Below are 23,988 nucleotides of genomic sequence, written 5' to 3'. Positions count from 1 at the left end.
TCCGTCACGTTCAGGCATGCGCGGGATGCGCGGGTTCGGCTGCGGCGGCCGGCCGGTGCTGCGCGCCGGTATGCCAGGCGGGCAGGCGCGAGCCCGCGCCGAACAGCTTCTCGCGCAGCGTCGGCGCGGGATCGTAGTCTTCCTTGTAGACGCCGCGGTTCTGCAGCTCGGGCACGACCCAGTCGACGAAATCCTCGAACGACTCGGGCATCACGGTGCGCGTCAGGTTGAAGCCGTCGATGCCGGTCTCGTCGATCCACGACTGCAGCTCGTCCGCGACCTGCGACGGCGAACCGACGATCGGCGCATAGCGGCCGCCCAGCGACATCTGTTCGAGCATGCGGCGCACGGTCCAGGTGCCGGTCGTGCTCTTCTTCGAGATCGCGTCGACGGCCGACTGGATCGAATCGGTCTTCACGTACGAGATCGGCTCGTCGAGGCCGTATTTCGCGAAGTCGATGCCGGTCGAGCTCGCGAAATGCGCGAGGCCGGCTTCCGGGCTCGCGTAGCGCCGGTACTCGTCGAACTTCTCGCGGGCGAGCAATTCGGTCTCGGCCGTGACGACGCTCACGCCGGCAAAGATCTTGATCGACGCCGGATCGCGCCCCTGCCGCGCGGCGGCGGCACGAATGTCGAGCGTCGCCGCGCGCGCCGCGGCCTTGCTCTGCCCGTTCACGAACACGCATTCCGCGTGACGGCCCGCGAACTCGACGCCGCGCGCGGACGAGCCGGCCTGGTACAACACCGGCGTGCGTTGCAGCGACGGTTCGCTCAAGTGGATCGCATCGATCGAATAGAACGGCCCGTCGTGCTTCACGCGCCGCACCTTGCCCGGCTGCGCGAACACGCGCGCCTGCGCGTCGCGGATCACCGCGTCGTCGTCCCAGCTCTGTTCCCACAGCTTGTAGACGACGTCCATGTAGTCGTCGGCGCGCTCGTAGCGGTCGTCGTGGCCGATCTGCTGCGCGAGCCCCATCCCGCGCGCGGCGCTGTCGAGGTAGCCGGTGACGATGTTCCAGCCGACGCGCCCTTTCGTCAGATGATCGAGCGTCGACATGCGGCGCGCGAACAGGTACGGCGGCTCGTAGGTCAGGTTCGCGGTCACGCCGAAGCCGAGATGCCGCGTGACCTGCGCCATCGCCGGCACGAGCAGCAGCGGATCGTTGACGGGCACCTGCACCGATTCGCGCAGCGCGGCGTCCGGGCCGCCGCCGAACACGTCGTACACGCCGACGATGTCCGCGAGAAAGATCCCGTCGAACTTGCCGCGCTCGAGCGTCCGCGCGAGATCGGCCCAGTAGTCGAGATCGGTGTAGTGCGCGGAGCGGTCGCGCGGATGCGTCCACAGCCCGTGGTTGATGTGCCCGACGCAGTTCATGTTGAACGCGTTGAGCAGGATCTTCTTGCGGTTCGCCGTCGTCATGCCGCCTCCGTCACCACGCGATCGCGTACAGCGAGCCGAACGCGTTGTCGAGCGCACGGCGCACCGCCGGCGAGTGCTGGTAGATCGAGATGAACTTGCGGATGCGCGGATCGTTCGCGCTCTCGGGCCGCACGACCCACTGGATCGCGAAGTTCTTGTTCTCGGTGCCGTCGAACAGCAGCGCGCTGTTCGGGTCGGTCGTGCCGGCGAGCTTGATGAAGCTCGGGTAGCCCTGCGCGAGATCGACGTCGTCGAGCGAGCGCGCGAGCTGCGACGCTTCGAGCGGGATGATCTTCAGGTGCTTCGGGTTGGCGACGATGTCGTGCGTGGTCGCCCGGTAGTCGGCGCCCGGCTTCAGCGTGATGAGCCCCGCGCGCTGCAGCAGCAACAGCCCGCGCCCGCCGTTGACCGGATCGTTCGCGATCGCGACGCGCGCGCCGTCCTTCAGCTCGGCGAAGCTCTTCACCTTCTTCGAATAGAGGCCGATCTTCATGATCGTGCCGGGCGCGATCGAGATGAAGTTGTAGCCGCCCTGCTTCTTCGCGTTCTCGAGAAACGGGATGTGCTGGAAGTAGTTGACGTCGATGTCCTTGTTCGCGAGCGCCGCGTTCGGCGTATTCCAGTCGGTGAATTCGACGATCTTCACGTCGAGGCCCTGCTCCTTCGCCTCCTTCGCGGCGATCTTCAGCGCCTCGATCTGCGGGCTGGTCGAGATGCCGACCTTCAGCGGCGCGGTGTCGGCGCGCGCGCCGTTCAGCAGCACGACGCCGAGCAGCGCGGCCGTCAGCAGGCGGGCGAGGCGGGCCACACGGCCGGCGGAAAAGCGGGCGGAAAACACGGGATGCAGCATGGGAACCACTCTCCTGTCCAAAGACGGTATCGATGGATGAGCGAAGCCGCGGCGAACGCGCGGGCGTTCTCCGGACAGTCGTCGTCACGTCGGAAAAAGATCAGCCGATGATAGAGAGCGGCGGGGAGGCGGTCTACGAAGCGATTGTGCGAAGAAAATCGCGCGCGGCGATATGGCGGGCGGGACGGCGGGCGCCGGGCATGACCGGGCGCCCGCGCCGCCGTCAGGCCGAAATCTCGGCCTGCCCGCCGCGCCGATTCCGAAATCTCGGCCACTCCGCGTGAAAAACCCTTTCCGCTGACGAAACAAATCCCTTATGAATCAATGGATTAAAAATATTCCGGCGCGTCGGCATTCTGGCATGGGGGTTGCGTAATAGACGGCACACGATGCCGCGAAGCGATGCAGGCATTCCAAACATCAGGAGACACGTCTTGCAGACCTCTATCCATACCCCGTCCCATCCCGAGCCGATTGCCGAAGCCGGCCCCGCCACGCGCGAACGCTTCTGGCCGGAAGGCTGGTGGAAGCTGATGGAAATCCGCATCGGCATCATCCCGCTGCCGGTCTACGTGATCCTGTTCGGGCTGATCGTCGGCTTCGCGGTGACGGGCAAGGTGCCCGGCGAGATCTCGATGGCGATCGCCGTGCTCGCGTTCTTCGGCTTCACCTGCGCCGAACTCGGCAAACGCCTGCCGCTGCTGCGCAACATCGGCGCGGCCGCGATCTTCGCGACCTTCGTGCCGTCGGCGCTCACGTACTACCACGTGCTGCCGAAGCCGGTGCTGAACCTGACGGTCGAATTCACGAAATCGACCAACTTCCTGTACCTGTTCATCGCGTCGATCATCGTCGGCAGCATCCTCAGTATGGATCGCCGCGTGCTGATCCAGGGCTTCGTGAAGATCTTCATTCCGCTCGCGGCCGGCTCGGTCGCCGCGGCGATCGTCGGCACGGCGGTCGGCACCGCGCTCGGCCTCGGCGCGCGCCACACGTTGCTGTACATCGTCGTGCCGATCATGGCGGGCGGCGTCGGCGAAGGCGCGATTCCGCTGTCGATCGGCTATTCGGAACTGATGCACCTGCCGCAGGGCGAGATGTTCGCGATGGTGCTCCCGCCGGTGATGCTCGGCAGCCTGACCGCGATCATCCTGTCGGGCGCGCTCGACATGCTCGGCAAGCGCCTGCCGCACCTGACCGGCAATGGCCGCCTGCAGGTCGGCGAAAGCGGCGACATGACGCCGGAGAACGAAGAGATCCGCGGTCACGTCGACGTCACGCACATCGCGGGCGCCGGCATCACCGCGATCACGCTGTACCTCGTCGGCCTGATGGCGCACAAGCTGTTCGGCCTGCCCGCGCCGGTCGCGATGCTGTTCCTCGCGGTGCTGGTGAAGCTCGCGCGTGCGGTGTCGCCGCCGCTGCAGGAAGGCGCGTTCGTCGTCTACAAGTTCTTCTCGACCGCCGTCACGTATCCGCTGCTGTTCGCGATCGGCGTCGCGATGACGCCGTGGGACAAGCTGACCGCCGCGTTCACGATCGTCAACGTGGTCACGATCGTGTCGACCGTCGCGACGCTGATGGGCACCGGTTTCGTGGTCGGCCGCCTGCTGAAGATGTACCCTATCGACACCGCAATCGTGAACGCCTGCCACAGCGGGCAAGGCGGCACCGGCGACGTCGCGATCCTGACCGCCGCGAACCGGATGCAGCTGATGCCGTTCGCGCAGATCGCCACCCGCATCGGCGGCGCGATCGTCGTCACGGTGACGCTGATCCTGGTCGCGCACTTCGGATAACGCGCGGCCGCGCGCACCGTCGCGCCGGCTGCTTCAGACGCGCCGCCGCCGGCCCTGCCGGTGCGCGGCGCGCGTCGTTGCGGGCGACCGGCTGCGGCAACCGGCCGGCGGCGACCGACGGTGGCGAACGGCCGACGTTGCGGGCTTCGATGAGGGCGAACGTGCAGAAGAGCTTCAAGGGAATCCCGTGGTGGGGCTGGGCCTCGGCCGCGGTGCTGTATGTCGGCGTGGCCGGCGCGGCCGTCGATTTCGCGTGGGAACGCGCGATCGACGCGCTCGAGGAGGCCGGCGCGCACCGGCTCGACCTGTATGCGTCGAGCCTGAAAAGCGAGCTCGGCCGCTTCGAGATCCTGCCCGGCCTGGTCGCGCGGCAGGACGGCGTGCGCGCGATGCTGAAAGCCGCGCCGAACGATGCGCCCGAGCTCGTGCATGCGGTGAACACCTACCTCGAAGCCGTGAACCGCGACGCGGGCAGCGGCGCGGTCGACGTGATCGATCTGCAAGGCGACGTGATCGCCGCGAGCAACTGGAACGAGACGATCAGCTTCGTCGGCACCAACGTGTCGTACCGGCCGTACTTCAAGGACGCGCTCGCGCGCGGCAGCGGCCGCTTCTTCGGCATCGGCACCAACACCGGCGTGCCCGGCGTCTACTTCGCGAGCGCGGTGCGCAGCGACGGCGTGCCGATCGGCGTGGCCGCCGTGAAGATCAGCGTCGACCCGCTCGAATCGGCATGGCGCGCGCCGGGCGTCGCCGCGCTGGTCGTCGACGGTAACGGCGTGGTCGTGATCTCGACCGAACCCGCATGGAAATTCACCGCGCTGCGCCCGATCACCGCGCAGCAACAGCGCGACATCCAGGCGTCGCGCCAGTACGCGGGCCGCACCGTCGACGCGCTGCCCTACCGCCACATCGGCGACCGCAGCTCGGCCGCGTGGTTCGGCACCTTCCCCGATCCGCGCCACGCCGGCCGCACCACGCGCTATCTCGTGATGTCGCGCCCCGCGCCGCAGGCCGGCGATTCGCTGATGGTGCTGCTCGACATCGCGGGCGCGCGGCGCCAGCAGCAGACGGCGTTCGTGTTCGTCACCGGCGCGTTCCTGATCGTCGCGCTGCTGGCCGGCTATGCGATCCAGCGCCGCCGGGCGATCCTCGCGCGGCTGAGCGCGCAGGACGCGCTGCGCCGCGCGAACGACCGGCTCGAACTGACCGTCGCGCAGCGCACCGCCGCGCTGACGGCCGCGAACGAGCGGATGCAGCGCGAGATCGACGAGCGCGAACGCACCGAGCAGCGGCTGCGTGCGTCGCAGCAGGAAGTCGTGCACGCGGGCAAGCTCGCGGTGCTCGGGCAGATGGCCGCCGGCCTCACGCACGAACTGAACCAGCCGCTCGTCGCGATCCGCACGCTGTGCGACAACGCGCGCACCTTCTTCGAGCGCGGCCAGCCGGCGCCGGCGCTCGCGAACCTCGAACGGATCGGCAAGCTGGTCGACGGCATGGCCGTGCTCACCGGCGAATTGAAGACCTTCGCGCGCAAGCCCGACGTCGAGCGCGTCGCGGTATCGCTGAACGAGGCCATCGCGCATGCGCGGCTCATCTACGATGCGCGGATTCGCGACGAAGGCGTGCGGCTCGACGTCAACATCGCACCCGGCACGACAGTCTCGGCCGAATCGAGCCAGTTGCAGCAGGTGATCGTAAACCTGCTCGGCAACGCGCTCGACGCGGTGCACGACGCGCCGGTGCGCCGCATCGTCATCGAGGCGGCCGAAACCAACGATGCGGACGACGCCGGCCGCGTGCGCCTGACCGTGGCCGACAGCGGCGCCGGCATCGCGCCCGACGTGCTGCCGCACCTGTTCGAGCCGTTCGTCACGACCAAGCCGCGCGGCCAGGGCCTCGGGCTCGGCCTCGCGATCACGTCGCGCATCGTCGAGGCGTTCGGCGCGAGGATCACCGCGACGAACCGCGACGAAGGCGGCGCGCAGTTCACCATCGAATTCGCGGCGGCGACGCCGCAACAGAGGACAGAGCATGGAAGATGAGATTCGGGTGCTGGTCGTCGAGGACGATGAAAACGTCCGGATCGGCGTCGAGCAGGCCGTCGCGCTCGCCGGGTTCCCGGTCGACGCGTTCGCGTCGGCCGCCGACGCGCTCACGCACGTCGCGCCCGGCGCGCCGGTGGTGATCGTGTCGGACGTGCGGATGCCGGGCATCGACGGGCTGCAGTTGCTCGACCGCGTGATGGCCATCGATGCGCAGATCCCGGTCGTACTGATCAGCGGCCACGCGGACATCTCGACGGCCGTCGGCGCGATGCAGGTCGGCGCGTACGACTTCATCGAGAAGCCGTTCTCGTCGGACCTGATCGCCGGCCGCGTCGCGCGTGCGGTCGAGAAGCGCCGCCTGACACTCGAGGTGCAGGGGCTGCGCGCGGCGCTGAACAACTGGCAGGGCATCGAGGCGTTCGTGCTCGGCAAGTCGCCCGCGATGGCCGACGTGCGCAAGAAGATCCTGCGCCTCGCCGATACGTCGGTGTCGGTGCTGATCACCGGCGAGACGGGCACCGGCAAGGAGCTGATCGCGCGCAGCCTGCACGACTTCGGCGGCCGCCGCGACGCGCATTTCGTCGCGCTGAACTGCGGCGGCCTGCCCGAGCAGGTGTTCGAGAGCGAGCTGTTCGGCCATGAGGCCGGCGCGTTCACCGGTGCGATCAAGAAACGCATCGGCAAGATCGAATGGGCGGATGGCGGCACGCTGTTCCTCGACGAGATCGAGACAATGCCGATCGCGCTGCAGATCAAGATGCTGCGCGTGCTGCAGGAGCGCGTGGTCGAGCGGCTCGGCGCGAACGACCTGATTCCCGTCGACTGCCGCGTGGTGGCCGCGTCGAAGGCCGATCTCGCCGAACTCGCCGCCGACGGGCGCTTTCGTGCGGACTTGCTGTATCGCCTCAACGTCGCGCAGATCGAGTTGCCGCCGCTGCGCGAACGGCGCGAGGACGTACCGCTGCTGTTCGAGCATTTCGTGCTCGCGGCCGCGCGGCGCTTCGGGCAGCCGGCCCCGGTCGTCACCGCCGCGCAGGTGTCCGAACTGATGACGCACGCATGGCCCGGCAACGTGCGCGAGCTGCAGAACGTGGCCGACCGCTTCGTGCTCGGGCTGACCGGCGACAGCCTGCTGTCGTCCGGCGAAGCGCCGGCCGTGGGCAGCACGCTCGCGGAACAGCTCGCGTATTTCGAGCGGATGCTGATCGAGGACATGCTGCGGCGTCACAACGGCAACGTCGCGGACGCGAGCGAGGCGCTCGGCATGCCGAAGAAAACGCTCTATCACAAGCTGCGCAACCTGCGGATTCCCGCGCGCGGCGACGCGGCGGCCGACGGCGGCGAATGACGCGCACGAGGACACGCACCCCAGCATGGATCGCATCGACATCACCGACCACGGCCGCATCACCGGCCATTTGATCCGCGGCGTCACGCGCGCGCGAAAAACCTTCCGCCCGAGCGACTGGCCCGAGCGCCTCGCGGGCGTCATCACGCTGTTCGTCGGCGAGCGGCGGCCCGGCTATCCGTGCGCGCTGTCGCGGCTCGCGATGCCGGTCGTCGACGGCGGCGTCAAATGCCTGTTCGTGTCCGACGAATTGCGCGCCGTGTGCGCCGATGCGTTCGAGTTCGCGATGCAGTTCGCGGCCGACAATGATCTGCCCGTCGAGCTCCAGGGCGTGCCGGCGTTGACGGTGCGCTGACGTCTAACCCTTCCCGTTCTCAAGGCAAAGGCGCGTGCGCGCAGGCCGTCGCACGCCCTTTCATCGGCGAAATGAATCGTCAGAAGATTGAAGGCTTCGGCGCATGATCACGCTCCGACAGGGGTTTCGAGCCGAGCCATCAATAAAATTGATCGTGACGATGAAAATTATGCGTTTTCCTTGCAGGTCGCCGTGATGCATAGTTGCGTCGTGTTGACGCACCTTTGAGTCTTTCAGTCATGAACATGCGAATCGAGCCGTCCGTGCTCGCGAACCCAGACCTGCAATTTGCGACGCTTTCGTCGGGCATCAGCCTGCCGTATGTCGAGCGGGGCAGCGGTGCGCCGATGGTGTTCGTGCACGGCTCGCTGTGCGACTACCGCTACTGGGATCCGCAACTGGCGGCGCTGTCGGCCCACTACCGCTGCATCGCGCCGAGCCTCAGCCATTACTGGCCGGCCGTCGAAGCGGGCATCCAGGACGAGTTCAGCTGGCAGAACCACGTCGACGAGCTCGCCGAATTCATCGACGCGCTCGATCTCGGCCCCGTGCACCTGGTCGGCCATTCGCGCGGCGGCAGCGTCGCGTTCAACGTCGCGCGCCAGCATCCGCACCTCGTCGAATCGCTGACGCTCGCCGATCCGGGCGGCCCGCTCCAGCAGCCGGGCGTGCGCGAAGCCGCGCTGCCGGCCGCGGCCCTCGCGCTGCGCACGAAGGCCGTGAACCTGATCGATCAAGGCGACGTCGAAGCCGGCCTCGAGATGTTCGTCGATTCCGTGAGCCTGCCCGGCGCCTGGAAGAAGAGCACGTCGCGCTTTCGCACGATGGCGATCGACAACGCGAGCACGCTGCCGAAGCAGCTGCGCGACCCGCTGCCCGCGTATTCGCAGCACACGGCCGGCGACATCGCGTGCCGCACGCTGCTGATCGACGGCCAGCGCAGCCCGAAGATGTTCCGCCACAACGTCGACACGTTGTCGCAGTGGATCGGCGATGCGCAACGGCAGACCGTCGCCGGTGCGTCGCACGGGATGAATGCGGCGAGCCCGGCGGTGTTCAACCGTTACGTACACGAGTTCGTCGCCGCGTGACGTCGCGGGCGGCAGGCGCGCCGCCCGGCCTTCCTCTTTCTTGCAGAAGCGAAACGTCGCGAAGCTGTCCGCATCGTTTCGCATCCCTCTGCATCCGTCTACATTACGCCGCCGGCGCCGCCTTGCGCGTCACCGCATCCGGCAACCCGAACACGCTGTCGAACGCCCAGTTGTACGTGAACGTGAAGATCGGGAAGAACACGATCAGCACCGCGTCGTACAGGAACGCCTGCCATAACGACACGTCGAGCCACCACGCGATCAGCGGAATCAGGAACGTCACGAGCGCGACCTGGAACCCGATCGCATGCACGACACGCCGCCCGACGGTGCGCGTCGTTTCCGCCCGCCGCCGCTCCCACGCCTCGAACCCGAGGTTGTACAGAAAATTGACGATGACGCCCGTCGTCGAGATCATCACGCCGAGCAGGCCGCTCGTCGCCGCGCTCGCGCCGCTCAGCATCCCGAGCACCGACGATGCGACGAGGATGCCGAGCACCTCGAACATCACGACGTAGACTATGCGTCTCTTCCATCCTTGCATGACCGACCACCTTCGTTTCGAACCAGGTGGCGAGACTACAGCGGGCACTGCGTCCGCCAAAGTCAGGTCCTTTCAATTTTTCTGACAGGAGGCGGCCGACCATGCTGACCAGCGATCACATCGACATGCTGCTGACCGTCATCGACAAAGGCTCGTTCTCGGCCGCCGCGCGTGCGCTCGGCCGTACGCCGTCGGCGGTCAGCATGGCGATCGCGAACCTCGAGGCCGAACTCGATCTCGTGCTGTTCGACCGCGGCACGCGCGAGCCGACGCCGACCGCCGCGATGGCTGCGCTGCTGCCCGACGCGCGCGCGATCGCCGAACGGCTGCATGCGCTGCGTGCGCATGCGCAGCACTTGTCGGAAGGCGTCGAGGACACGCTGCGGCTCGGGCTCGCGGCCGAAATCGACGGTGCGCCGATTGCGCGTGCGCTGAGCGCCGTGGCGGCGAAATATCCGGCGCTCGCGGTCAGCGTCGTCACGGCGCCGCAGGATGCGATCGTCGACGCGCTGCATCGCGGCGCCGTCGATCTTTGCGTCGCGTACGGCGGGCTCGATCTTCATCCGCAGGAACAGATTCACGCGCTGTGGACCGAGACATTGATCGCGGTCGCGGCGCCCGGCCATCCGGCGATTGCCGAAGCCGCGCATCCGGAGGCGATCGAGCGATTGTCGGGGTTTCGGCAGATCGTGATCGCCGATCCGGAGCGGCCGTTGACCGACGTGCGGCCGCTGATCGGCAATCGCACGTGGAAGGTCACCGACATGGCGACCGCGATCGCGCTCGTGAAGGCCGGGCATGGCTGGGCGAATTTGCCGGAATCGGTCATCGGCCGGTATGTGGCCGACCGCGAACTCGCGCCGCTCGTGTTCGCGAACATTCGCAACGGGCTGCCGCTGCCTGTGTATTTGCGGCGGCCGAAACATACGGGGCTCGGCAAGGCGGCGAGCGAGCTGGTACGGGCGCTGCGGGCTGAACGCGCCGACGCCTGAGCGCCGCCACTGATGACAGCATGCGTCAACTAGCGGGGCGCGTGGCGGGACGCCGGCGCACCGTCGGAAGGCGCTGGGTGAAACTGACCGTTAGTTGCAATACACGGTGCAATGAAGAAGGTGCTTCATCGATTTCCGTGGACGTCGCCTTCCGTTCCGGCGTGGTCGCTTATCGGCACGTTGCCCGGAAAGTCAGCGGATAAGCTGTCCGGAAACCCGCGCCCACGCCGCCCGAAGGCGTCGCGCGCGGTCTTCGAGGAGATAGGAAGCCGCCAGCGCCAAGAGACCTGAAATTACCCCTGTCACGATGTGCTCGACATAGGGAATACGGTAACGACTCGTGTGCGAGTAGGCGTCGCCCAGCGTCGTCAGGATGCCAACGACCAGCGCATTGCCGTATCGATGCGCATAGAGTTTCCCCACCGGCGTGAAAGTCAGAAGTACCGCCAGGAGTCCGGTCAGGAGCCCCGTATGAAATGCGATGGTCCAGTGGGGGAGGCTCGTGATGTTTCCCCAGCTCCCCGGCATGCAGGTCATGCACGCAGTGGTTGGCTGCCAGAAACGCTGGACGAACAGCCTGACGCGGTGCTTCCACTCGGTTGACATGATGCGTTCCCATCAATGCCGTCGCCACGGCCGGCGCCGCCACACGTATCGTTGAAGCAGTTTCCCAACGCTTGACGAGCCTACCGCCGTCGTCACGGGATGGTCGGCTGTCCGCCGAAGAGACCCGGCAATCACCTGGACATGGGGAAATACTACTCCACGATCAAACGGCCGCTGTGTCGACCGAGACCGGAATTCGACTCTTGCTTCTATCGGCGCGGCCCCGTCCGTGACGCGCATCGAACGATGCCCTGGCACGCGAAGTCGACGACGAGCGCCCTGAAGCGCGATGAACCATAAAAAAACCCCGGCATGCAGACCTGAGCCTGCATGCCGGGGTTCTTCGCTTCACGGGCGGCAAGCGACGAATCGCCCGCCGTTCGAGCTTACCGCGCAGCTACGTCAGCCTTGCCAGACGCCGCATCACCCAACGCCGTCGGCGCCGGCGCATTCCCCCACCCGCCGCCCAACGCACGAATCAGATTGACCGTCGACACCGCCTGCGCCCCCGTCAACTGGTTCGCCTGCAATTGCGACTGCAGCACCGAGCGCTCGCTGTCGATCACGTCGAGATATGCGACCTCACCTTCCTGATATTGCGTGCGCGACAACGTCGCCGCCCGACGCGACGCGTTGACGGCCGCATCCTGCGCGCGGATCTGATCATCGAGCAAACGCAGATCAGCAAGATTGTCCTCGACCTCGCGGAACGCGACGAGCACCTGCTGCCGGTAGTTCGCGACCTGCTCGTCGTACTGCGCGCGCGCCTGCTGCACGCCCGCCGCCCGCCGCCCGCCGTCGAACAGCGGCAGCGTCAGCGCGGTGCCGGCGAACGGCCCGAGCAGGAACGTGCGGCTCGACCACAGGAACAGGTTGCCGAGCGTCGACGCTTCATAGCCGAACGACCCGGTGATATCGAGCTTCGGGAAGTACGCCGACTTCGCGAGCCCGATCCGCGCGTTCGCGGCGGCCATCGCGCGCTCGGCCGCCGACACGTCCGGGCGGCGTTCGAGCAGCGCGGACGGCAGGCCCGGCGGAATCTTCACCGCGACCGGCACGATCGGCGTTTCCTTGAACGCGAAATCCGCGGGCGCCTTGCCGAGCAGGATGGCCAGCGCATGCTCGGACGCCGCGCGCCGGCGCGCGACGCCGACCGCATCCGCCTGCGCGCTCGCCAGTTCGTTCTTCGCGCGCGACACGTCGAGCTCGCTGATGTCGCCTTCATTGAAGCGGCGCTGCACGAGCTTCAGCGCCTGCTCGCGCAACTCCACCGTGCGGCGGTACAGGTCCTGATCCGAATCGAGCTGACGCAGTTCGAAGTAGTTCTGCGCGACGTCGGCCTGCAACGCGAGCTGCACCGAGCGGAACAGCGCTTCGCTCTGCGCCTGGTCGGCGCGCGACGCCTCGACGTTGCGGCCGACGCGGCCGAACAGGTCGGCTTCGTACGACACCGTGCCCTGCGCACGCCACAGCGTCGCGTTGGTCGGGCCGGTGCCCTGCGGCTGGAACTGCGACGCCGACGACAGCCCCTCGCGCGTCGGCCCGAAACCGGCGCCGACCTGCGGGAACCATTGCGAGCGCGCCGAACGCGTCGCCGCACGCGCTTCCTCGACCCGCGCGGCCGCGGCCTTCAGGTTCTGGTTCGCGGCGAGCGCCTGCGTCTCGAGCGAATCGAGCACCGGGTCGCCGAACACCTTCCACCATTCGCCGCGATGTTCGCCGTCCGCCGGCTCGGCCGTCTTCCACGTGCCGGCCTGCTCGCCGGCGGCGAGAGTCGGCGCTTCCTTGAACGCGGCGGGCGCCGCCGCGTCCGGACGCTTGTAGTCGGGGCCGACCGCGCACGCGGCGAGCAGCGTCGCGAGCAGGGTGCTCGCGGCCGCCACCTTCGCGAAGCGCATCAGGCCGTTCGTGTTGTGCAAGTTATTCATTTTCTGGTCCTCAAGCATCGGGCGCCGGCACGCCGTACCCCGTCGAATCCTTGCCGGCGACGTGGATCTTGCCGCCCGCGAGCGTACGCAGCACGACGTAGAACACCGGCGTCAGCATCAGCCCGAACAGCGTCACGCCAAGCATCCCGAAGAACACCGCGACCCCCATCGCATGGCGCATTTCCGAACCGGCGCCGGTCGACGTGACGAGCGGCACCACGCCCATGATGAAGGCGATCGACGTCATCAGGATCGGGCGCAGCCGCAGCCGGCTCGCCTCGATCGCGGCCTCGAGCGGCGTCCTGCCGTCGTGTTCGAGCTCGCGCGCGAATTCGACGATCAGGATCGCGTTCTTCGCGGACAGCCCCACCAGCACCATCAGGCCGATCTGCGTGAAGATGTTGTTGTCGCCCTGCGTGAGCCACACGCCCGTCAGCGCCGACAGAATGCTCATCGGCACGATCAGGATCACCGCGAGCGGCAGCGTCAGGCTTTCATACAGCGCGGCGAGCACGAGGAACACGAGCAGCACGCTGATCGGGAACACGTACATCGCCGAATCGCCCGCGAGGATCTGCTGGTACGTGAGGTCGGTCCATTCGAAGCGCACGCCGCGCGGCAGCGTCTCGTGCGCGATGCGCTCGACCGCGGCCTGCGCCTGCCCCGACGAGAAGCCGGGCGCCGGGCCGCCGTTGATGTCGGCCGCCGTGTAGCCGTTGTAGCGCACGACCATTTCCGGGCCGAACGTCGGCGTCACCGTCACCAGCGACGACAGCGGCACCATCTCGCCCTTGTCGTTGCGGGTCTTCAACTGCAGGATGTCGTCGGCGCGCTGACGGAACGGCGCATCGGCCTGCACGCGCACCTGGTACACGCGCCCGAAGCGGTTGAAGTCGTTCACGTACAGCGAACCGAGATACACCTGCATCGTGTTGAACACGTCGGTCACCGGCACGCCGAGCTGCTTCGCCTTCACGCGGTCGAGATCGACGTTGAGCTGCGGCACGTTGATCTGGTAGCTCGTGAACAGCGGGCCGAGTTCAGGCGCCTGCTGCGCGCGCTTGATGAAGTCGTTGGTCGCATCCGACAGCTTCGCGTAGCCGACCGCGCCGCGATCCTCGATCTGCATCTTGAACCCGCCGAGCGTCCCGAGGCCGAGCACCGGCGGCGGCGGGAACACCGCGACGAACGAATCCTTCATCGCGCTGTACTTCTGGTTCAGCGCACCCGCGATCGCGCCGGCCGACAGCGCCTTGCCGTGCCGTTCCGAGAACGGCTTGAGCGTGACGAACACGATGCCCGCGCTCGAGCTGTTGGTGAAGCCGTTCACCGACAGCCCCGGGAACGCGACCGCGCTCTCGACGCCCGGCTGCTTCAGCGCGATCGAGCCCATGTCGCGGATCACCTTCTCGGTGCGGTCGAGCGAGGCGCCGTTCGGCAGTTGCGCGAACGCGATCAGGTATTCCTTGTCCTGCGCGGGCACGAAGCCGCCCGGCACGACCTTCGACACGAGCACGGTCGCGCCCACCAGCACGAGGTACACGCCGAGCATCAGCGTCTTGCGCGACAGCACGCCGCGCACACCGCGGCCGTAGTTCTCCGCGCCGCGATGGAACACCTTGTTGAAGCCGCGGAAGAAGCCGCCGAGCACGCGGTTCATCACGCGCGTGAGCCAGTCTTCCTTGTCGCCGTGACCCTTCAGCAGGATCGCGGACAGCGCCGGCGACAGCGTCAGCGAGTTGAACGCCGAGATCACCGTCGAGATCGCGATGGTCATCGCGAACTGCTTGTAGAACTGGCCGGTCAGGCCCGACATGAACGCGAGCGGCACGAACACGGCGACGAGCGTCAGCGCGATCGCGATGATCGGCCCGCTCACTTCCTGCATCGCCTTGTAGGTCGCCTGCCGCGCGTTCATCCCGCCCTCGATGTTGCGCTCGACGTTCTCGACGACGACGATCGCATCGTCGACCACGATCCCGATCGCGAGCACCATCCCGAACAGCGACAACGCGTTGATCGAATACCCGAACGCCAGCAGCAGCGAGAACGTGCCGATGATCGACACCGGCACCGCGATCAGCGGAATCAGCGACGCGCGCCAGGTCTGCAGGAACACGATCACGACGATCACGACCAGCGCGATCGCTTCGAGCAGCGTGTGCACGACGGCCTTGATCGACGAGCGCACGAACTGCGTCGGGTCATAGACGATCTTGTAGTCGACGCCCGCCGGCATGTCCTGCTTCAGCTCGGCCATCGTCTTGCGCACTTCGTCCGAGATCTGCAGCGAGTTCGCGCCGGGCGACTGGTTGATCGCCATCGCGACGGCCGGCTTGTTGTCGAGCAGCGAGCGCAGGCCATATTCGGATGCGTCGAGCTCGATTCGCGCGATGTCGCGCAGGTGCGTGACGCCGCCGTCCGGCGTCGTCTTCACGACGATGTCGCCGAATTCGTCTTCCGTCTGCAGGCGGCCGCGCGCGTTCACCGACAGCTGCAGCGGCGTGCCGGGCAGCGACGGCGATGCGCCGATCACGCCGGCCGCGACCTGCACGTTCTGCTCGCGGATCGACTGCACGACGTCCTCGGCCGACAGCCCGCGCTGCGCGACCTTCTGCGGATCGAGCCACACGCGCATCGCGTAGTCGCCCGAACCCCACAGCTGCACCTGACCGACGCCCTGGATTCGCGACAGGCGATCCTTCACGTTGATCAGCGCGTAGTTGCGCAGGTATGTCATGTCGTAGCGGTTGTCCGGCGAGATCAGGTGGACCACCATCGTCAGCGTCGGCGAGCTCTTCACCGTGGTGATGCCGAGCCGCTGCACGTCTTCCGGCAAGCGCGGCAGCGCCTGGTTCACGCGGTTCTGCACGAGCTGCGTGGCCTTGTCCGGATCGGTGCCGAGCTTGAACGTGACGGTGATCGTCATGTTGCCGTCGCTGTTCGCCTGCGACTGCATGTAGAGCATGTCCTCGACGCCGTTGATCTGCTCTTCAAGTGGCGACGCGACCGTCTCGGCGATCACTTTCGGGTTCGCGCCCGGGTACTGCGCCTTCACGATCACGGAAGGCGGCACGACTTCCGGATATTCCGAAATCGGCAGCAGGAACATCGCGATCACCCCGCCGAGCAGGATGATCACCGATAGGACTCCTGCAAAGATCGGCCGGTCGATAAAGAATTTGGAAATGTTCATGTGTGGCTCTGTCTGGTTGAACGCGGATGCGAAGCGGCGCGCCGCTTACGAATCCGCCTTCGCCGGTGCGGCCGGCTTCGCGGTGCTCGCGAGCGGCGCGGACGGCTCGTCGCCGCCCGTCATCGGGACCATGTGCGGCTTCACCTGCGCGCCGGGACGCACGCGCTGCGTGCCGTTCACGACCACGCGGTCGCCGGCGGCCAAGCCGCTCACGATCACGCGCCGGTTGCCGTGCTGCATCCCCGGCTGCACTTCGCGATACGACACGCGGCCCTGCTGGTCGACGACGAACACGAACTTCTTGTCCTGGTCGGTGTTGATCGCCGCGTCGTCGACGAGCAGCGCCTCGTGCGGCGCGCTGCCGCCCACCTTCACCCGTGCGTACAGGCCCGGGACGAGCGTGCCGTCCGCGTTGTCGAAGCGTGCGCGCACGCGGATCGTGCCGGACGACGTGTCGAGCCGGTTGTCGACCGAATCGATCTCGCCGCTGCGCGAGTAGCCGGTTTCGTTCGCGAGGCCGAGCTCGACCGGCACCTTGCGGCCGCTGCGCGCGCCGTTGATGTATTGCAGGTAGGTCTGCTCGTCCGCGTCGAACGACGCGTAGATCGGCGACACCGACACCAGCGTCGTCAGCGGCGCGGCCGATGCGCCGGCCGACACGACGTTGCCGAGCGTGATTTCCGCGCGCGACACGCGGCCCGATACCGGCGCGGTGATGCGCGTATAGCCGAGGTTGATGCGCGCCGTTTCCAGCGCGGCTTCGGCGGCCTTCAGGTTCGCGTTCGCTTCGCGCGCCGCGTTCTGCTTCTCGTCGTAGTCGCGCTTCGCGATCGCGTTGTCGCCGATCAGCCGCTGCGCGCGCTGCCAGTCGGTCTGCGCATAGCCGTTGCGCGCCTGCGCGGCCGCGAGCTGCGCGGCCGCGCGGTCGACTTCCGCCTGGTACGGGCGCGGGTCGATCACGAACAGCACGTCGCCCTTCTTCACGAGCGCGCCGTCCTTGAAATTCACCGCGACGATCGTGCCCGACACCTGCGGGCGCACGTCGACTTTCTCGACCGCCTCGAGGCGGCCCGAATAACTTTGCCAGTCGGTCACGGTCTGCGGCACGACGGTCGCGACGTCGACTTCGGGCAGCGGCGCCGCCGCTTTCTCGGGGGCGTTCGCGTTGACGCGCATCGCGCCGAACGTGCCGAGGCCGACGACGGCGAGCGTGACGATCGCCGCGGTCGCGATTCGTGAACGGGAGGTGCGTAGGATGGCCATGTGGATCTCCAGGAAACGTGGATTGGTCTGGTTATGGGTTATTCGGGACGGTTCGGCTGACGCGCCTGGAAGCGGCACTGGAAGAAGCGCACGGCTTCCTCGAACGCGGCTTCGTGCGTGGCGAGCGCGGCGTGCGTGATGTCCGGATAGCGGATCACCTGCGTGAGCACGCCGGACGAGATCAGGCAGCCCGCATATTTCTCCGCTTCGACGTGCAGCACGTCGTTCTGCGCGGTGACGACGAGCGTCGGCGGCAGCCCCGCGAGGCGCACCGATTCGATCGGCGCCGCGTACGGGTGCATGCGCTGCGCCGCCTGCGGCAGATACGCGCGATAGCAGGCCGCGCATTCGCGCGCGGTGATGTCGGACGCGAGGCGCTCGGCGTCGCCGATGCGCGTCATGCTCGGGTCGAGCATCGGCCCGAACAGCGCCTGCGCGGCGATCGACACTTCGCCGCGGTCGCGGGCGATGAAGGCCAGGCAGTTCGCGAGCTGGCCGCCCGCGTCGTGCCCGGCGACCCCGATCTTCTTCGGGTTGCCGCCGAACGCGCGGGCACGCGTCGCCGCCCACACGGCGGCGCGATACGCATCCTCCGGCGCGGCGGGAAAAGGAAAGGCCGGCGCGAGCGAATAATCGACCGACACTACGAGCGCTGGTAAGCGTTCTGCTAAAAAACGCGCGGCGAAATCGGCGTCCTCGAGCGAACCGCGGACGAAGCCGCCGCCGTGGAAATAAAGCACTACTGGCAGCCCGGTCTTGTCCGGGCGGCGGTAGAGGCGCAGCACGATGTCCTGTGCGTAGCCGGGAATTTCCACTTCGGCAACCGTCAGCGCCGCGCCCGCCAAGGCTTGGGCGGGCAGCGCGGCTTTCAGGAATTTGCTGAATTCAGAGGCGTCCATGACGATGCAGCATCCATTTCGAGATGGAACGAATTCTGGGTCCGGCAGACATTGGGATAAATGCCTATAATCCGGCAACACAATTCAACGCCCCCGAACAATCCGAGGCTGCGTTTACCCACGAGGTAGCGCAGCCTTGTTGTTCCGGCGGCAAATTAAATTGCGGAGGTTGTGATGGACCGGCTTCAGGCCATGCAGGTATTTACTCGCGTCGTCGATACAAGCAGCTTCACCAAGGCAGCTGAAACGCTCGGCTTGCCGCGCGCGTCCGTCACGACGATCATCCAGAATCTCGAAGCCTTCCTCGGCGTGCGGCTGATGCACCGGACCACGCGCCGGCTGTCGCTCACGCCCGACGGCGCCGCGTACTACGAACGGTGCGTGCGAATCCTCGCGGACGTCGAGGAAACCGAGGCGAGCTTCCAGGCCAACAACCGGAAGCCGCACGGAAAGTTGCGTATCGACATGCCGGGCTCGATCGGGCGGCTGCTCGTGATTCCGTCGCTGTGCGAATTCCACACGCGCTATCCGGACATCGACCTGCAGCTCGGCCTGTCCGACCGGCCCGTCGACCTGCTGCAGGAAGGGGTCGACTGCGTGATCCGCGTCGGTGCGCTGCAGGATTCGTCGCTCGTCGCCCGCCGCGTCGGCCTGTTCGAATGCGTGACGGTCGCGTCGCCCGACTATCTCGAGCGCCACGGCGAGCCGCAGACGATCGACGATCTCGGCCAGCACAAGGCCGTCAACTACTTCTCCAGCCGCACGGGCCGCACGATCGACTGGACCTTCCTGATCGACGGCAAGGAAGTCGAGATGAAGATGGAGGGCATCGTGTCGGTGAACGACGCGGATGCGTACGTGACGTGCGGGGTCGAGGGCTTCGGCCTGATCCAGCCGCCGCTGTTCATGGTGCTGCCGCACCTGCGCGAAGGCCGGCTCAAGGAAGTGCTGCCCGGGGTCAAGCCGCTGCCGATGCCGATCTCGGTCGTGTATCCGCATAGCCGCCATCTGTCGCCGAAGGTGCGCGTGTTCGTCGACTGGATCGCCGAAGTGTTCGACCGCTGCCCGCTGCTGAGCGGCAAGGGCAGCCTCGACGCGACGTGCAGCAAGCGCACGTTCGAGGAAGCCGAGCGCGCGCCGGTGCTCGATACGCCGGTCATCAACGAGTGGGTCGCCTGAGCGGGGCGCGACCCGCCCCCATCACTTCGGCCGCCGCCCGCGAATGAACTCGCCGCCCGGGTCGCGCTGCACGGCGCGGCCGGGCTGTCCCTCGCGCGCCAGGATTCGCGCAAACTCGTCGCGCTGCAGATTCACGTGCCGCGCGCAATGGCGATCGACCACCTCGATCTGATGCTTCAGGAACGCGATCGTGCGCTCGATGCCGTTGCGTACGCTCGCGTGGCACCACGTCAGCAGTTGATATTCCGCGATCTGCATGTGCGCCAGCTGGCGGCGGCGTTGCACCAGCGCCTGCACATGCCGGAGTTGCAGATCGGGCAGCGGCTCGACCAGCCGCCCGCTACACGGATGCCGATCCAGCGCCCCGGCCAGCGCTGCCAGCAGGCGCGCCCGCGCGCCCTTCCCTTCGAGCGGGCCGCCGGCGTGGCCAGGAATCCAGTCCCGGGCCTGATGCGGCTTGGCGATCGCCAGCGGCAACCGCAGCGCCTGCAGCACGCACGCCACCTCGCATTCGGGCCCGCCGGCCGATTCCACCACGACGAGCGCCGGCGCCCATTCGGCGATCGCATCCGCCAGCGATTCGATGCCGAACGTCTCGTTGCGATAGCCGAGAATCACGCTCAGCGAGGAAATGCACACCTCGAGCGTCTCGCGCGTCACGCCGATACCGACGTAGACCGGCTCGAACGCCGCGTCGCCATCGTCTCGAGCAGCCGTTCCGTCGTTCATGCAGCCTTCCCCCTCGGCGTCGGCCTCGTTGCCCGCCTCGCGGCAGCCGCCGCCGGCAGTTACCAGAACTGTCACAATGCAGATGTAATATGAACGTATTGGAACCGGTTCTGCTTGCGATGGCGCTCCACCCACGGCCATCGCACCGCCAGCCGTCCGATCGAAGCACCGCGCGGCAGACGGTCGGCCCTGCAGGCAGGATGCGCGGCGCAAGGTGGCGCCCCCGCGACTCGAACCCACCCGCACTCCCGCGACAATTCGATGCCGTTTCTTAATCAGGAATCCTCTGATTTATCCGAGTCGACGGGCGCTGCATCGAGGACGAACCGGCTTCGGTCCTGACCCCGCATCCATGCAGGCTCACGGCCGACGCCGGACCACGTCTGGCCGGTCTGAGGATTGAAGTACTTCGCACGGCGCTTTCTCGGGGACATGCCGTCCTCGGCGGGAAAGACCTCACGCGACGTGAAGCCGAACTCTTCGACGCAGCGCCGCACTTCGATCAATACCGTTGCCGCGATGGCAAGGCGCTCCCGTTCAAGCTGTGCCTCGAGCAACGCCTTTTTTTCGACAAACGACCTGTAAATCAACATGACCTGCTCCCCGAACCGCTCATTCATGTCGTTGCGCCGACCGGCCGACACCATGACCCAAGCGTAATCGCGCCACTCGCGCACATTGACAACTTTTGTCAACAAAAACGCCGATTAAATTCGCTGTCCACGCTTAAAAATTGATTAACACCTCTAATTTCACGAATAGCTTGCGTTCAAAATCGTTGACAATTTTTGCGTCGCATCGATGCGAACATCGCAACACATTGCGTGACGCCGATCGCCGCGTGCCTGCGTCGACGTGCCCGTTCCTGGCTGGACGCTCGATATGTCCTGATCGTCACGATCAATATCGAAGGAGTACGTAACATGAACGTTCTCTATCTCGAGGATGATCCCGCCTATGTCGAACTGGTCACCTCGATACTGGAAACGTCCGGCTATCGCGTGCATGCGGTCAGCAATGGAAACCAGGCGATTCGTCATCTGGAAAGCGCGGTCGTCGATCTGCTGATCCTCGACTGGCTGGTGCCCGGCCTGTCCGGATTCGAAGTACTCCAATGGACCCGCGAACGGATCGGGAACCATCTGCCAATCCTGTTCCTGACCCAACGCGCGCGCGACGACGCCGTCTTCTCCGCGATCAACGCGGGCGCGGACGACTACATGGTCAAGCCGATCAATCAGTTCGAGTTGCTGGCGCGTGCCAACGCGCTGCTCAGGCGGGCGTATCGCAGCGGTAGCGGCGGGCACGACGCGTTCAGGCTCGGCGGCTACCAGATCGACACGCGAACGCGAACCGTGCTGCTGCATGACGCGCCGGTCAAGCTGACGCCCCGGGAATTCGATCTCGCGGTGCTGCTGTTCCGCAATCCCGGCCGCATCATGCCGCGCGACGCGCTGATTCGCTCGCTGTGGGGCCGCGATATGGCCGGCGTGTCGCGCAGCCTCGACACGCATATCTACAGGTTGCGCATGAAGCTCGTGCTGCAGCCGTCGAACGGCGTGCGGCTCAGCGCGGTGTACACGCTGGGCTACCGACTCGAAGCGATCTGACGCGCCGCCGGCCGTCATGCCGCGCAGCGGATTGCCGTCGGCGCGACGCGCGAAGAACGGCACGCGACGCCCGCCGCATCGTGTCGCCGTATGCAAAGGACTATTGCGCCACACGCGCCGATCGCCGCGACGCGCCCCCTGGCCGATGCGCTGATTCCGCTGTCGGCGCCGCCCGGCAAGGCCGTGCGCATGCCCTCACTGCGCGTGCGGATTCCGATTGTTCCTGTATGACGACAATTCAATTCGCGTCTGCGCCATTTATCGCGACGGAACGGATACCTAGAGTAAACCCTGTCGCGCACCTCGTTGCGCATCGAACAGATCCCGCCTGGCGGGACCGGGGTCAGCGCCCAGGCGCCAGCTCCGACATCTCTAGGAGTGACACCATGAACCGCCGCCATCTTCTCTCGGCCCTTGCTCTCACCCTCGCCGTGTCCGCACCGGCCTTCGCCGATTCGGGTACGCCGCACGCCGGCGACTACGCCAACACATCGTGGTACTCGCAGCACAACGGCCCGCGCACGCGCGCCGAAGTGCGTGCGGAAGTCGAGCAGGCACGCAAGGACGGCACGCTCGCGTACCTGCGCAAGGCAACTTCGTATCCGCAGGGGCTCGAGCTGGCCCAGGGCCCGTATCGTCCGCTGCCGGAAGGCAACCAGCTTGCCGGCGGGGGCCGGTAAACGCGCAACGCCGCGCAGCGGGGTTGCCCGCTGCGCGGCGTCTCGAACTACCTCGTCGACGACTCGCTGAGTCAATTAGTTGCAGGAGAACATGATGAACGACCAACTTCCTTCGCCGCTCGATCACTGGGACGACACCACGCCGGTATGGACGCCGTTCCGTTCGACCCAGCAATCGCATTGACCGCATTCACTGCATTGACCGCCGACTGAGTCGCTGTCCGGCCTTCAACGCCGCGGCACCCCATCGCGCCATTCGCCCCAGTGCGTGACGATGTCCTGCACCAGCGGATTGCCCGCGCGGTACAGGTTTTCGGTCGCCGGGGCGAAGCCGCCTTGATCCGCGTAGTTCAGCAGGTTGTCGGCGCTCGTCTGCCCCGCGTACGGCCGATCGAAATCGGACCCGGTGCGCAGCACGGCCACACGCGACAGGTCGACCCGCTTCACGCTCGCCGCGCGCTTGAGCGCTTCATACGTCGCGTTGTCCTCCTGGGCGGTCATGCAGTAGGTGCCCTTGCCGTCCGTCAGGATCTTGGTCCACTGGCGCGCGCGCTCGCCGATCAGCGTGCCCGAGAACCACGTGTTGCCCGATGACGTATCGCACTGGATCACCGTCGGCGGCCGGTTCGCCGGCGCGTACGTGAACTTCGCGCGCGCGGCCTGCGCCTGTGCGCTGTCGGCCAGTACAACGTTGCGCGACAGCGCGTAGGCGGCGTCGGTCAACTGCGGGTTGAGCTGGAACACTTCGGTGCGATAGTCGAGCGGCGGCTTGTCGTTCGGGCTCTTCGTGTTGATGCCGAGATAGCCGGTGTTCCAGCCGGCCGGGATCTCGCGCGCATCGAGCTCCCACTGCAGGCTGAAATCGACGAGGTATTTCGACCACGCGGCCGATCCGACCGTGCCCTGTGCGGGGTCGACGCCCGCGATACCCGAGACCAGGAAATATGTGCGGCGCAGATCGAAGCGTTGCGAGAACGTGAGCGCCATGATCGTCGCCGACGCGTTCGCATAGCCCATGCCGGTCGTGACCACGCACACGTCCTGCTTGTTGCAGTGGACCGCCGGATAGTCGGGCGACAGGCCGGGCACGGTGGTGTCGCGCCACGGGCCGAGCCGGTCGAGCCACGCCTGGCCTTCCGGCCCGAACATCGTGATGATCATGACCTTGACCGGGCGGCCATGCGAGCCGGTCTCGGCGAATGCTGCGTTGCCGGCATCGTTGCCCTGGTTGTCCTGCGCGATCGACGGCGCGGTCGCACAGGCGGCAAGCGAGAATGCAGCGGCGGAAAGGATGGAGCGAGTCAGCATCGGCGTTCCTTGTTTCGGTGATTGGATGAGAACGGCTGTCGGAGACTGCGCGACGAGTATAGAACGGGCGTGCGCGATGTGGAACCCGACTACGAAACGGCCGGCGGTGTTGCGTGCGAACGGCTGCGTGTTGCGTGACG

20 protein-coding genes are annotated in these 23,988 nt (G+C 66.8%); 9 read left to right on the top strand and 11 right to left on the bottom strand.

Annotated features, from left to right (window positions below; translation table 11 throughout):
- Window positions 1-10: 10 nt before the first annotated feature.
- Both BLS50_RS26705 and BLS50_RS26700 read right to left on the bottom strand, forming a co-directional pair.
- A complete protein-coding gene (locus BLS50_RS26705) occupies window positions 11-1,423 on the bottom strand; it encodes an LLM class flavin-dependent oxidoreductase (protein ID WP_074805380.1) in 1,413 nt (470 codons plus the stop codon).
- 10 nt (window positions 1,424-1,433) lie between these two features.
- Window positions 1,434-2,273, bottom strand: a complete 840-nt coding sequence (locus BLS50_RS26700) for a MetQ/NlpA family ABC transporter substrate-binding protein (RefSeq protein ID WP_074805377.1) — start codon at window positions 2,271-2,273, stop codon at window positions 1,434-1,436.
- Between the two features lie 434 nt (window positions 2,274-2,707).
- Between BLS50_RS26700 and BLS50_RS26695 the strand changes: the two genes are divergently transcribed.
- The 5 genes from BLS50_RS26695 to BLS50_RS26675 all read left to right on the top strand — a co-directional run bounded on the left by BLS50_RS26695 (window position 2,708) and on the right by BLS50_RS26675 (window position 8,914).
- Window positions 2,708-4,072 carry a 2-hydroxycarboxylate transporter family protein gene (locus tag BLS50_RS26695; protein WP_027812282.1) on the top strand — a complete coding sequence of 455 codons (1,365 nt, stop codon included), beginning with the start codon at window positions 2,708-2,710 and terminating at the stop codon, window positions 4,070-4,072.
- 149 nt (window positions 4,073-4,221) lie between these two features.
- On the top strand, window positions 4,222-6,117 hold the full coding sequence (locus BLS50_RS26690; RefSeq protein WP_074805374.1) for a sensor histidine kinase: 1,896 nt from the start codon (window positions 4,222-4,224) through the stop codon (window positions 6,115-6,117).
- Window positions 6,107-7,468 carry a sigma-54-dependent transcriptional regulator gene (locus BLS50_RS26685; RefSeq protein ID WP_074805371.1) on the top strand — a complete coding sequence of 454 codons (1,362 nt, stop codon included), beginning with the start codon at window positions 6,107-6,109 and terminating at the stop codon, window positions 7,466-7,468. Before BLS50_RS26690 ends, BLS50_RS26685 begins: the two co-directional genes overlap by 11 nt.
- Window positions 7,469-7,493: 25 nt before the next feature.
- Window positions 7,494-7,823: a DUF3579 domain-containing protein gene (locus BLS50_RS26680; protein ID WP_074805368.1), complete on the top strand. Its 330-nt coding sequence runs from the start codon at window positions 7,494-7,496 to the stop codon at window positions 7,821-7,823.
- 239 nt (window positions 7,824-8,062) lie between these two features.
- On the top strand, window positions 8,063-8,914 hold the full coding sequence (locus tag BLS50_RS26675; protein WP_027806812.1) for an alpha/beta fold hydrolase: 852 nt from the start codon (window positions 8,063-8,065) through the stop codon (window positions 8,912-8,914).
- A gap of 103 nt (window positions 8,915-9,017) precedes the next feature.
- Here the strand turns inward: BLS50_RS26675 and BLS50_RS26670 are convergent, their stop codons facing one another.
- Window positions 9,018-9,458, bottom strand: coding sequence for a PACE efflux transporter (locus BLS50_RS26670; RefSeq protein ID WP_074805364.1), 441 nt, complete (start codon window positions 9,456-9,458; stop codon window positions 9,018-9,020).
- Window positions 9,459-9,559: 101 nt separating this feature from the next.
- Here BLS50_RS26670 and BLS50_RS26665 point away from each other — a divergent pair, with 101 nt between their 5' ends.
- The gene (locus BLS50_RS26665) at window positions 9,560-10,450 is read left to right on the top strand and encodes a LysR family transcriptional regulator (protein ID WP_074805361.1); all 891 of its coding nucleotides are present in this window, start codon (window positions 9,560-9,562) and stop codon (window positions 10,448-10,450) included.
- A gap of 192 nt (window positions 10,451-10,642) precedes the next feature.
- Here BLS50_RS26665 and BLS50_RS26660 read toward each other — a convergent pair whose 3' ends face one another.
- The 5 genes from BLS50_RS26660 to BLS50_RS26640 all read right to left on the bottom strand — a co-directional run bounded on the left by BLS50_RS26660 (window position 10,643) and on the right by BLS50_RS26640 (window position 18,342).
- The gene (locus tag BLS50_RS26660) at window positions 10,643-11,056 is read right to left on the bottom strand and encodes a hypothetical protein (protein WP_074805358.1); all 414 of its coding nucleotides are present in this window, start codon (window positions 11,054-11,056) and stop codon (window positions 10,643-10,645) included.
- Between the two features lie 386 nt (window positions 11,057-11,442).
- Window positions 11,443-12,984 carry a multidrug efflux transporter outer membrane subunit OpcM gene (gene opcM / locus BLS50_RS26655; protein WP_074806744.1) on the bottom strand — a complete coding sequence of 514 codons (1,542 nt, stop codon included), beginning with the start codon at window positions 12,982-12,984 and terminating at the stop codon, window positions 11,443-11,445.
- 10 nt (window positions 12,985-12,994) lie between these two features.
- On the bottom strand, window positions 12,995-16,180 hold the full coding sequence (gene ceoB / locus BLS50_RS26650; RefSeq protein WP_011546851.1) for a multidrug efflux RND transporter permease subunit CeoB: 3,186 nt from the start codon (window positions 16,178-16,180) through the stop codon (window positions 12,995-12,997).
- A gap of 45 nt (window positions 16,181-16,225) precedes the next feature.
- Window positions 16,226-17,443 carry a multidrug efflux RND transporter periplasmic adaptor subunit CeoA gene (ceoA, locus tag BLS50_RS26645; protein ID WP_006480447.1) on the bottom strand — a complete coding sequence of 406 codons (1,218 nt, stop codon included), beginning with the start codon at window positions 17,441-17,443 and terminating at the stop codon, window positions 16,226-16,228.
- Window positions 17,444-17,481: 38 nt separating this feature from the next.
- Window positions 17,482-18,342 carry an alpha/beta hydrolase gene (locus BLS50_RS26640; protein ID WP_074805355.1) on the bottom strand — a complete coding sequence of 287 codons (861 nt, stop codon included), beginning with the start codon at window positions 18,340-18,342 and terminating at the stop codon, window positions 17,482-17,484.
- A 174-nt stretch (window positions 18,343-18,516) separates the two neighbouring features.
- Between BLS50_RS26640 and ceoR the strand changes: the two genes are divergently transcribed.
- On the top strand, window positions 18,517-19,521 hold the full coding sequence (ceoR, locus tag BLS50_RS26635) for a putative multidrug efflux transcriptional regulator CeoR (protein ID WP_053524464.1): 1,005 nt from the start codon (window positions 18,517-18,519) through the stop codon (window positions 19,519-19,521).
- Window positions 19,522-19,542: 21 nt separating this feature from the next.
- Here the strand turns inward: ceoR and BLS50_RS26630 are convergent, their stop codons facing one another.
- Together BLS50_RS26630 and BLS50_RS26625 are read right to left on the bottom strand one after the other, a co-directional pair.
- Entirely contained in the window at window positions 19,543-20,391 is an 849-nt protein-coding gene (locus BLS50_RS26630; RefSeq protein WP_124624866.1) for a hypothetical protein, read from the bottom strand.
- A 134-nt stretch (window positions 20,392-20,525) separates the two neighbouring features.
- Window positions 20,526-20,945: an H-NS histone family protein gene (locus BLS50_RS26625; protein ID WP_249191881.1), complete on the bottom strand. Its 420-nt coding sequence runs from the start codon at window positions 20,943-20,945 to the stop codon at window positions 20,526-20,528.
- A gap of 93 nt (window positions 20,946-21,038) precedes the next feature.
- Here BLS50_RS26625 and BLS50_RS26620 point away from each other — a divergent pair, with 93 nt between their 5' ends.
- Window positions 21,039-21,860, top strand: a complete 822-nt coding sequence (locus BLS50_RS26620) for a response regulator transcription factor (protein WP_256334168.1) — start codon at window positions 21,039-21,041, stop codon at window positions 21,858-21,860.
- 386 nt (window positions 21,861-22,246) lie between these two features.
- A complete protein-coding gene (locus tag BLS50_RS26615) occupies window positions 22,247-22,540 on the top strand; it encodes a DUF4148 domain-containing protein (RefSeq protein ID WP_006480444.1) in 294 nt (97 codons plus the stop codon).
- A gap of 228 nt (window positions 22,541-22,768) precedes the next feature.
- Here BLS50_RS26615 and BLS50_RS26610 read toward each other — a convergent pair whose 3' ends face one another.
- A complete protein-coding gene (locus tag BLS50_RS26610) occupies window positions 22,769-23,848 on the bottom strand; it encodes a purine-nucleoside phosphorylase (protein ID WP_074805348.1) in 1,080 nt (359 codons plus the stop codon).
- Between the last annotated feature and the right edge of the window lie 140 nt (window positions 23,849-23,988).

The sequence above is a fragment of the Burkholderia orbicola genome (assembly GCF_900100915.1).
In the GTDB taxonomy this organism is placed as follows: domain Bacteria; phylum Pseudomonadota; class Gammaproteobacteria; order Burkholderiales; family Burkholderiaceae; genus Burkholderia; species Burkholderia orbicola.
This window is presented reverse-complemented; position numbering and strand designations above follow the sequence as displayed.

Excerpts from the sequence above, each read along its gene's own strand:
- BLS50_RS26685 (WP_074805371.1), top strand. The coding sequence starts at position 6,107 with ATGGAAGATGAGATTCGGGTGCTGGTCGTCGAGGACGATGAAAACGTC.
- BLS50_RS26660 (WP_074805358.1), bottom strand. The coding sequence starts at position 11,056 with ATGTCAACCGAGTGGAAGCACCGCGTCAGGCTGTTCGTCCAGCGTTTC.
- opcM (WP_074806744.1), bottom strand. The coding sequence starts at position 12,984 with ATGAATAACTTGCACAACACGAACGGCCTGATGCGCTTCGCGAAGGTG.
- BLS50_RS26630 (WP_124624866.1), bottom strand. The coding sequence starts at position 20,391 with ATGGCCGTGGGTGGAGCGCCATCGCAAGCAGAACCGGTTCCAATACGT.
- ceoB (WP_011546851.1), bottom strand. The coding sequence starts at position 16,180 with ATGAACATTTCCAAATTCTTTATCGACCGGCCGATCTTTGCAGGAGTC.
- BLS50_RS26700 (WP_074805377.1), bottom strand. The coding sequence starts at position 2,273 with ATGCTGCATCCCGTGTTTTCCGCCCGCTTTTCCGCCGGCCGTGTGGCC.
- BLS50_RS26680 (WP_074805368.1), top strand. The coding sequence starts at position 7,494 with ATGGATCGCATCGACATCACCGACCACGGCCGCATCACCGGCCATTTG.
- BLS50_RS26665 (WP_074805361.1), top strand. The coding sequence starts at position 9,560 with ATGCTGACCAGCGATCACATCGACATGCTGCTGACCGTCATCGACAAA.
- BLS50_RS26705 (WP_074805380.1), bottom strand. The coding sequence starts at position 1,423 with ATGACGACGGCGAACCGCAAGAAGATCCTGCTCAACGCGTTCAACATG.
- BLS50_RS26615 (WP_006480444.1), top strand. The coding sequence starts at position 22,247 with ATGAACCGCCGCCATCTTCTCTCGGCCCTTGCTCTCACCCTCGCCGTG.
- BLS50_RS26690 (WP_074805374.1), top strand. The coding sequence starts at position 4,222 with ATGAGGGCGAACGTGCAGAAGAGCTTCAAGGGAATCCCGTGGTGGGGC.
- ceoA (WP_006480447.1), bottom strand. The coding sequence starts at position 17,443 with ATGGCCATCCTACGCACCTCCCGTTCACGAATCGCGACCGCGGCGATC.
- BLS50_RS26670 (WP_074805364.1), bottom strand. The coding sequence starts at position 9,458 with ATGCAAGGATGGAAGAGACGCATAGTCTACGTCGTGATGTTCGAGGTG.
- BLS50_RS26675 (WP_027806812.1), top strand. The coding sequence starts at position 8,063 with ATGAACATGCGAATCGAGCCGTCCGTGCTCGCGAACCCAGACCTGCAA.
- BLS50_RS26610 (WP_074805348.1), bottom strand. The coding sequence starts at position 23,848 with ATGCTGACTCGCTCCATCCTTTCCGCCGCTGCATTCTCGCTTGCCGCC.
- ceoR (WP_053524464.1), top strand. The coding sequence starts at position 18,517 with ATGGACCGGCTTCAGGCCATGCAGGTATTTACTCGCGTCGTCGATACA.
- BLS50_RS26640 (WP_074805355.1), bottom strand. The coding sequence starts at position 18,342 with ATGGACGCCTCTGAATTCAGCAAATTCCTGAAAGCCGCGCTGCCCGCC.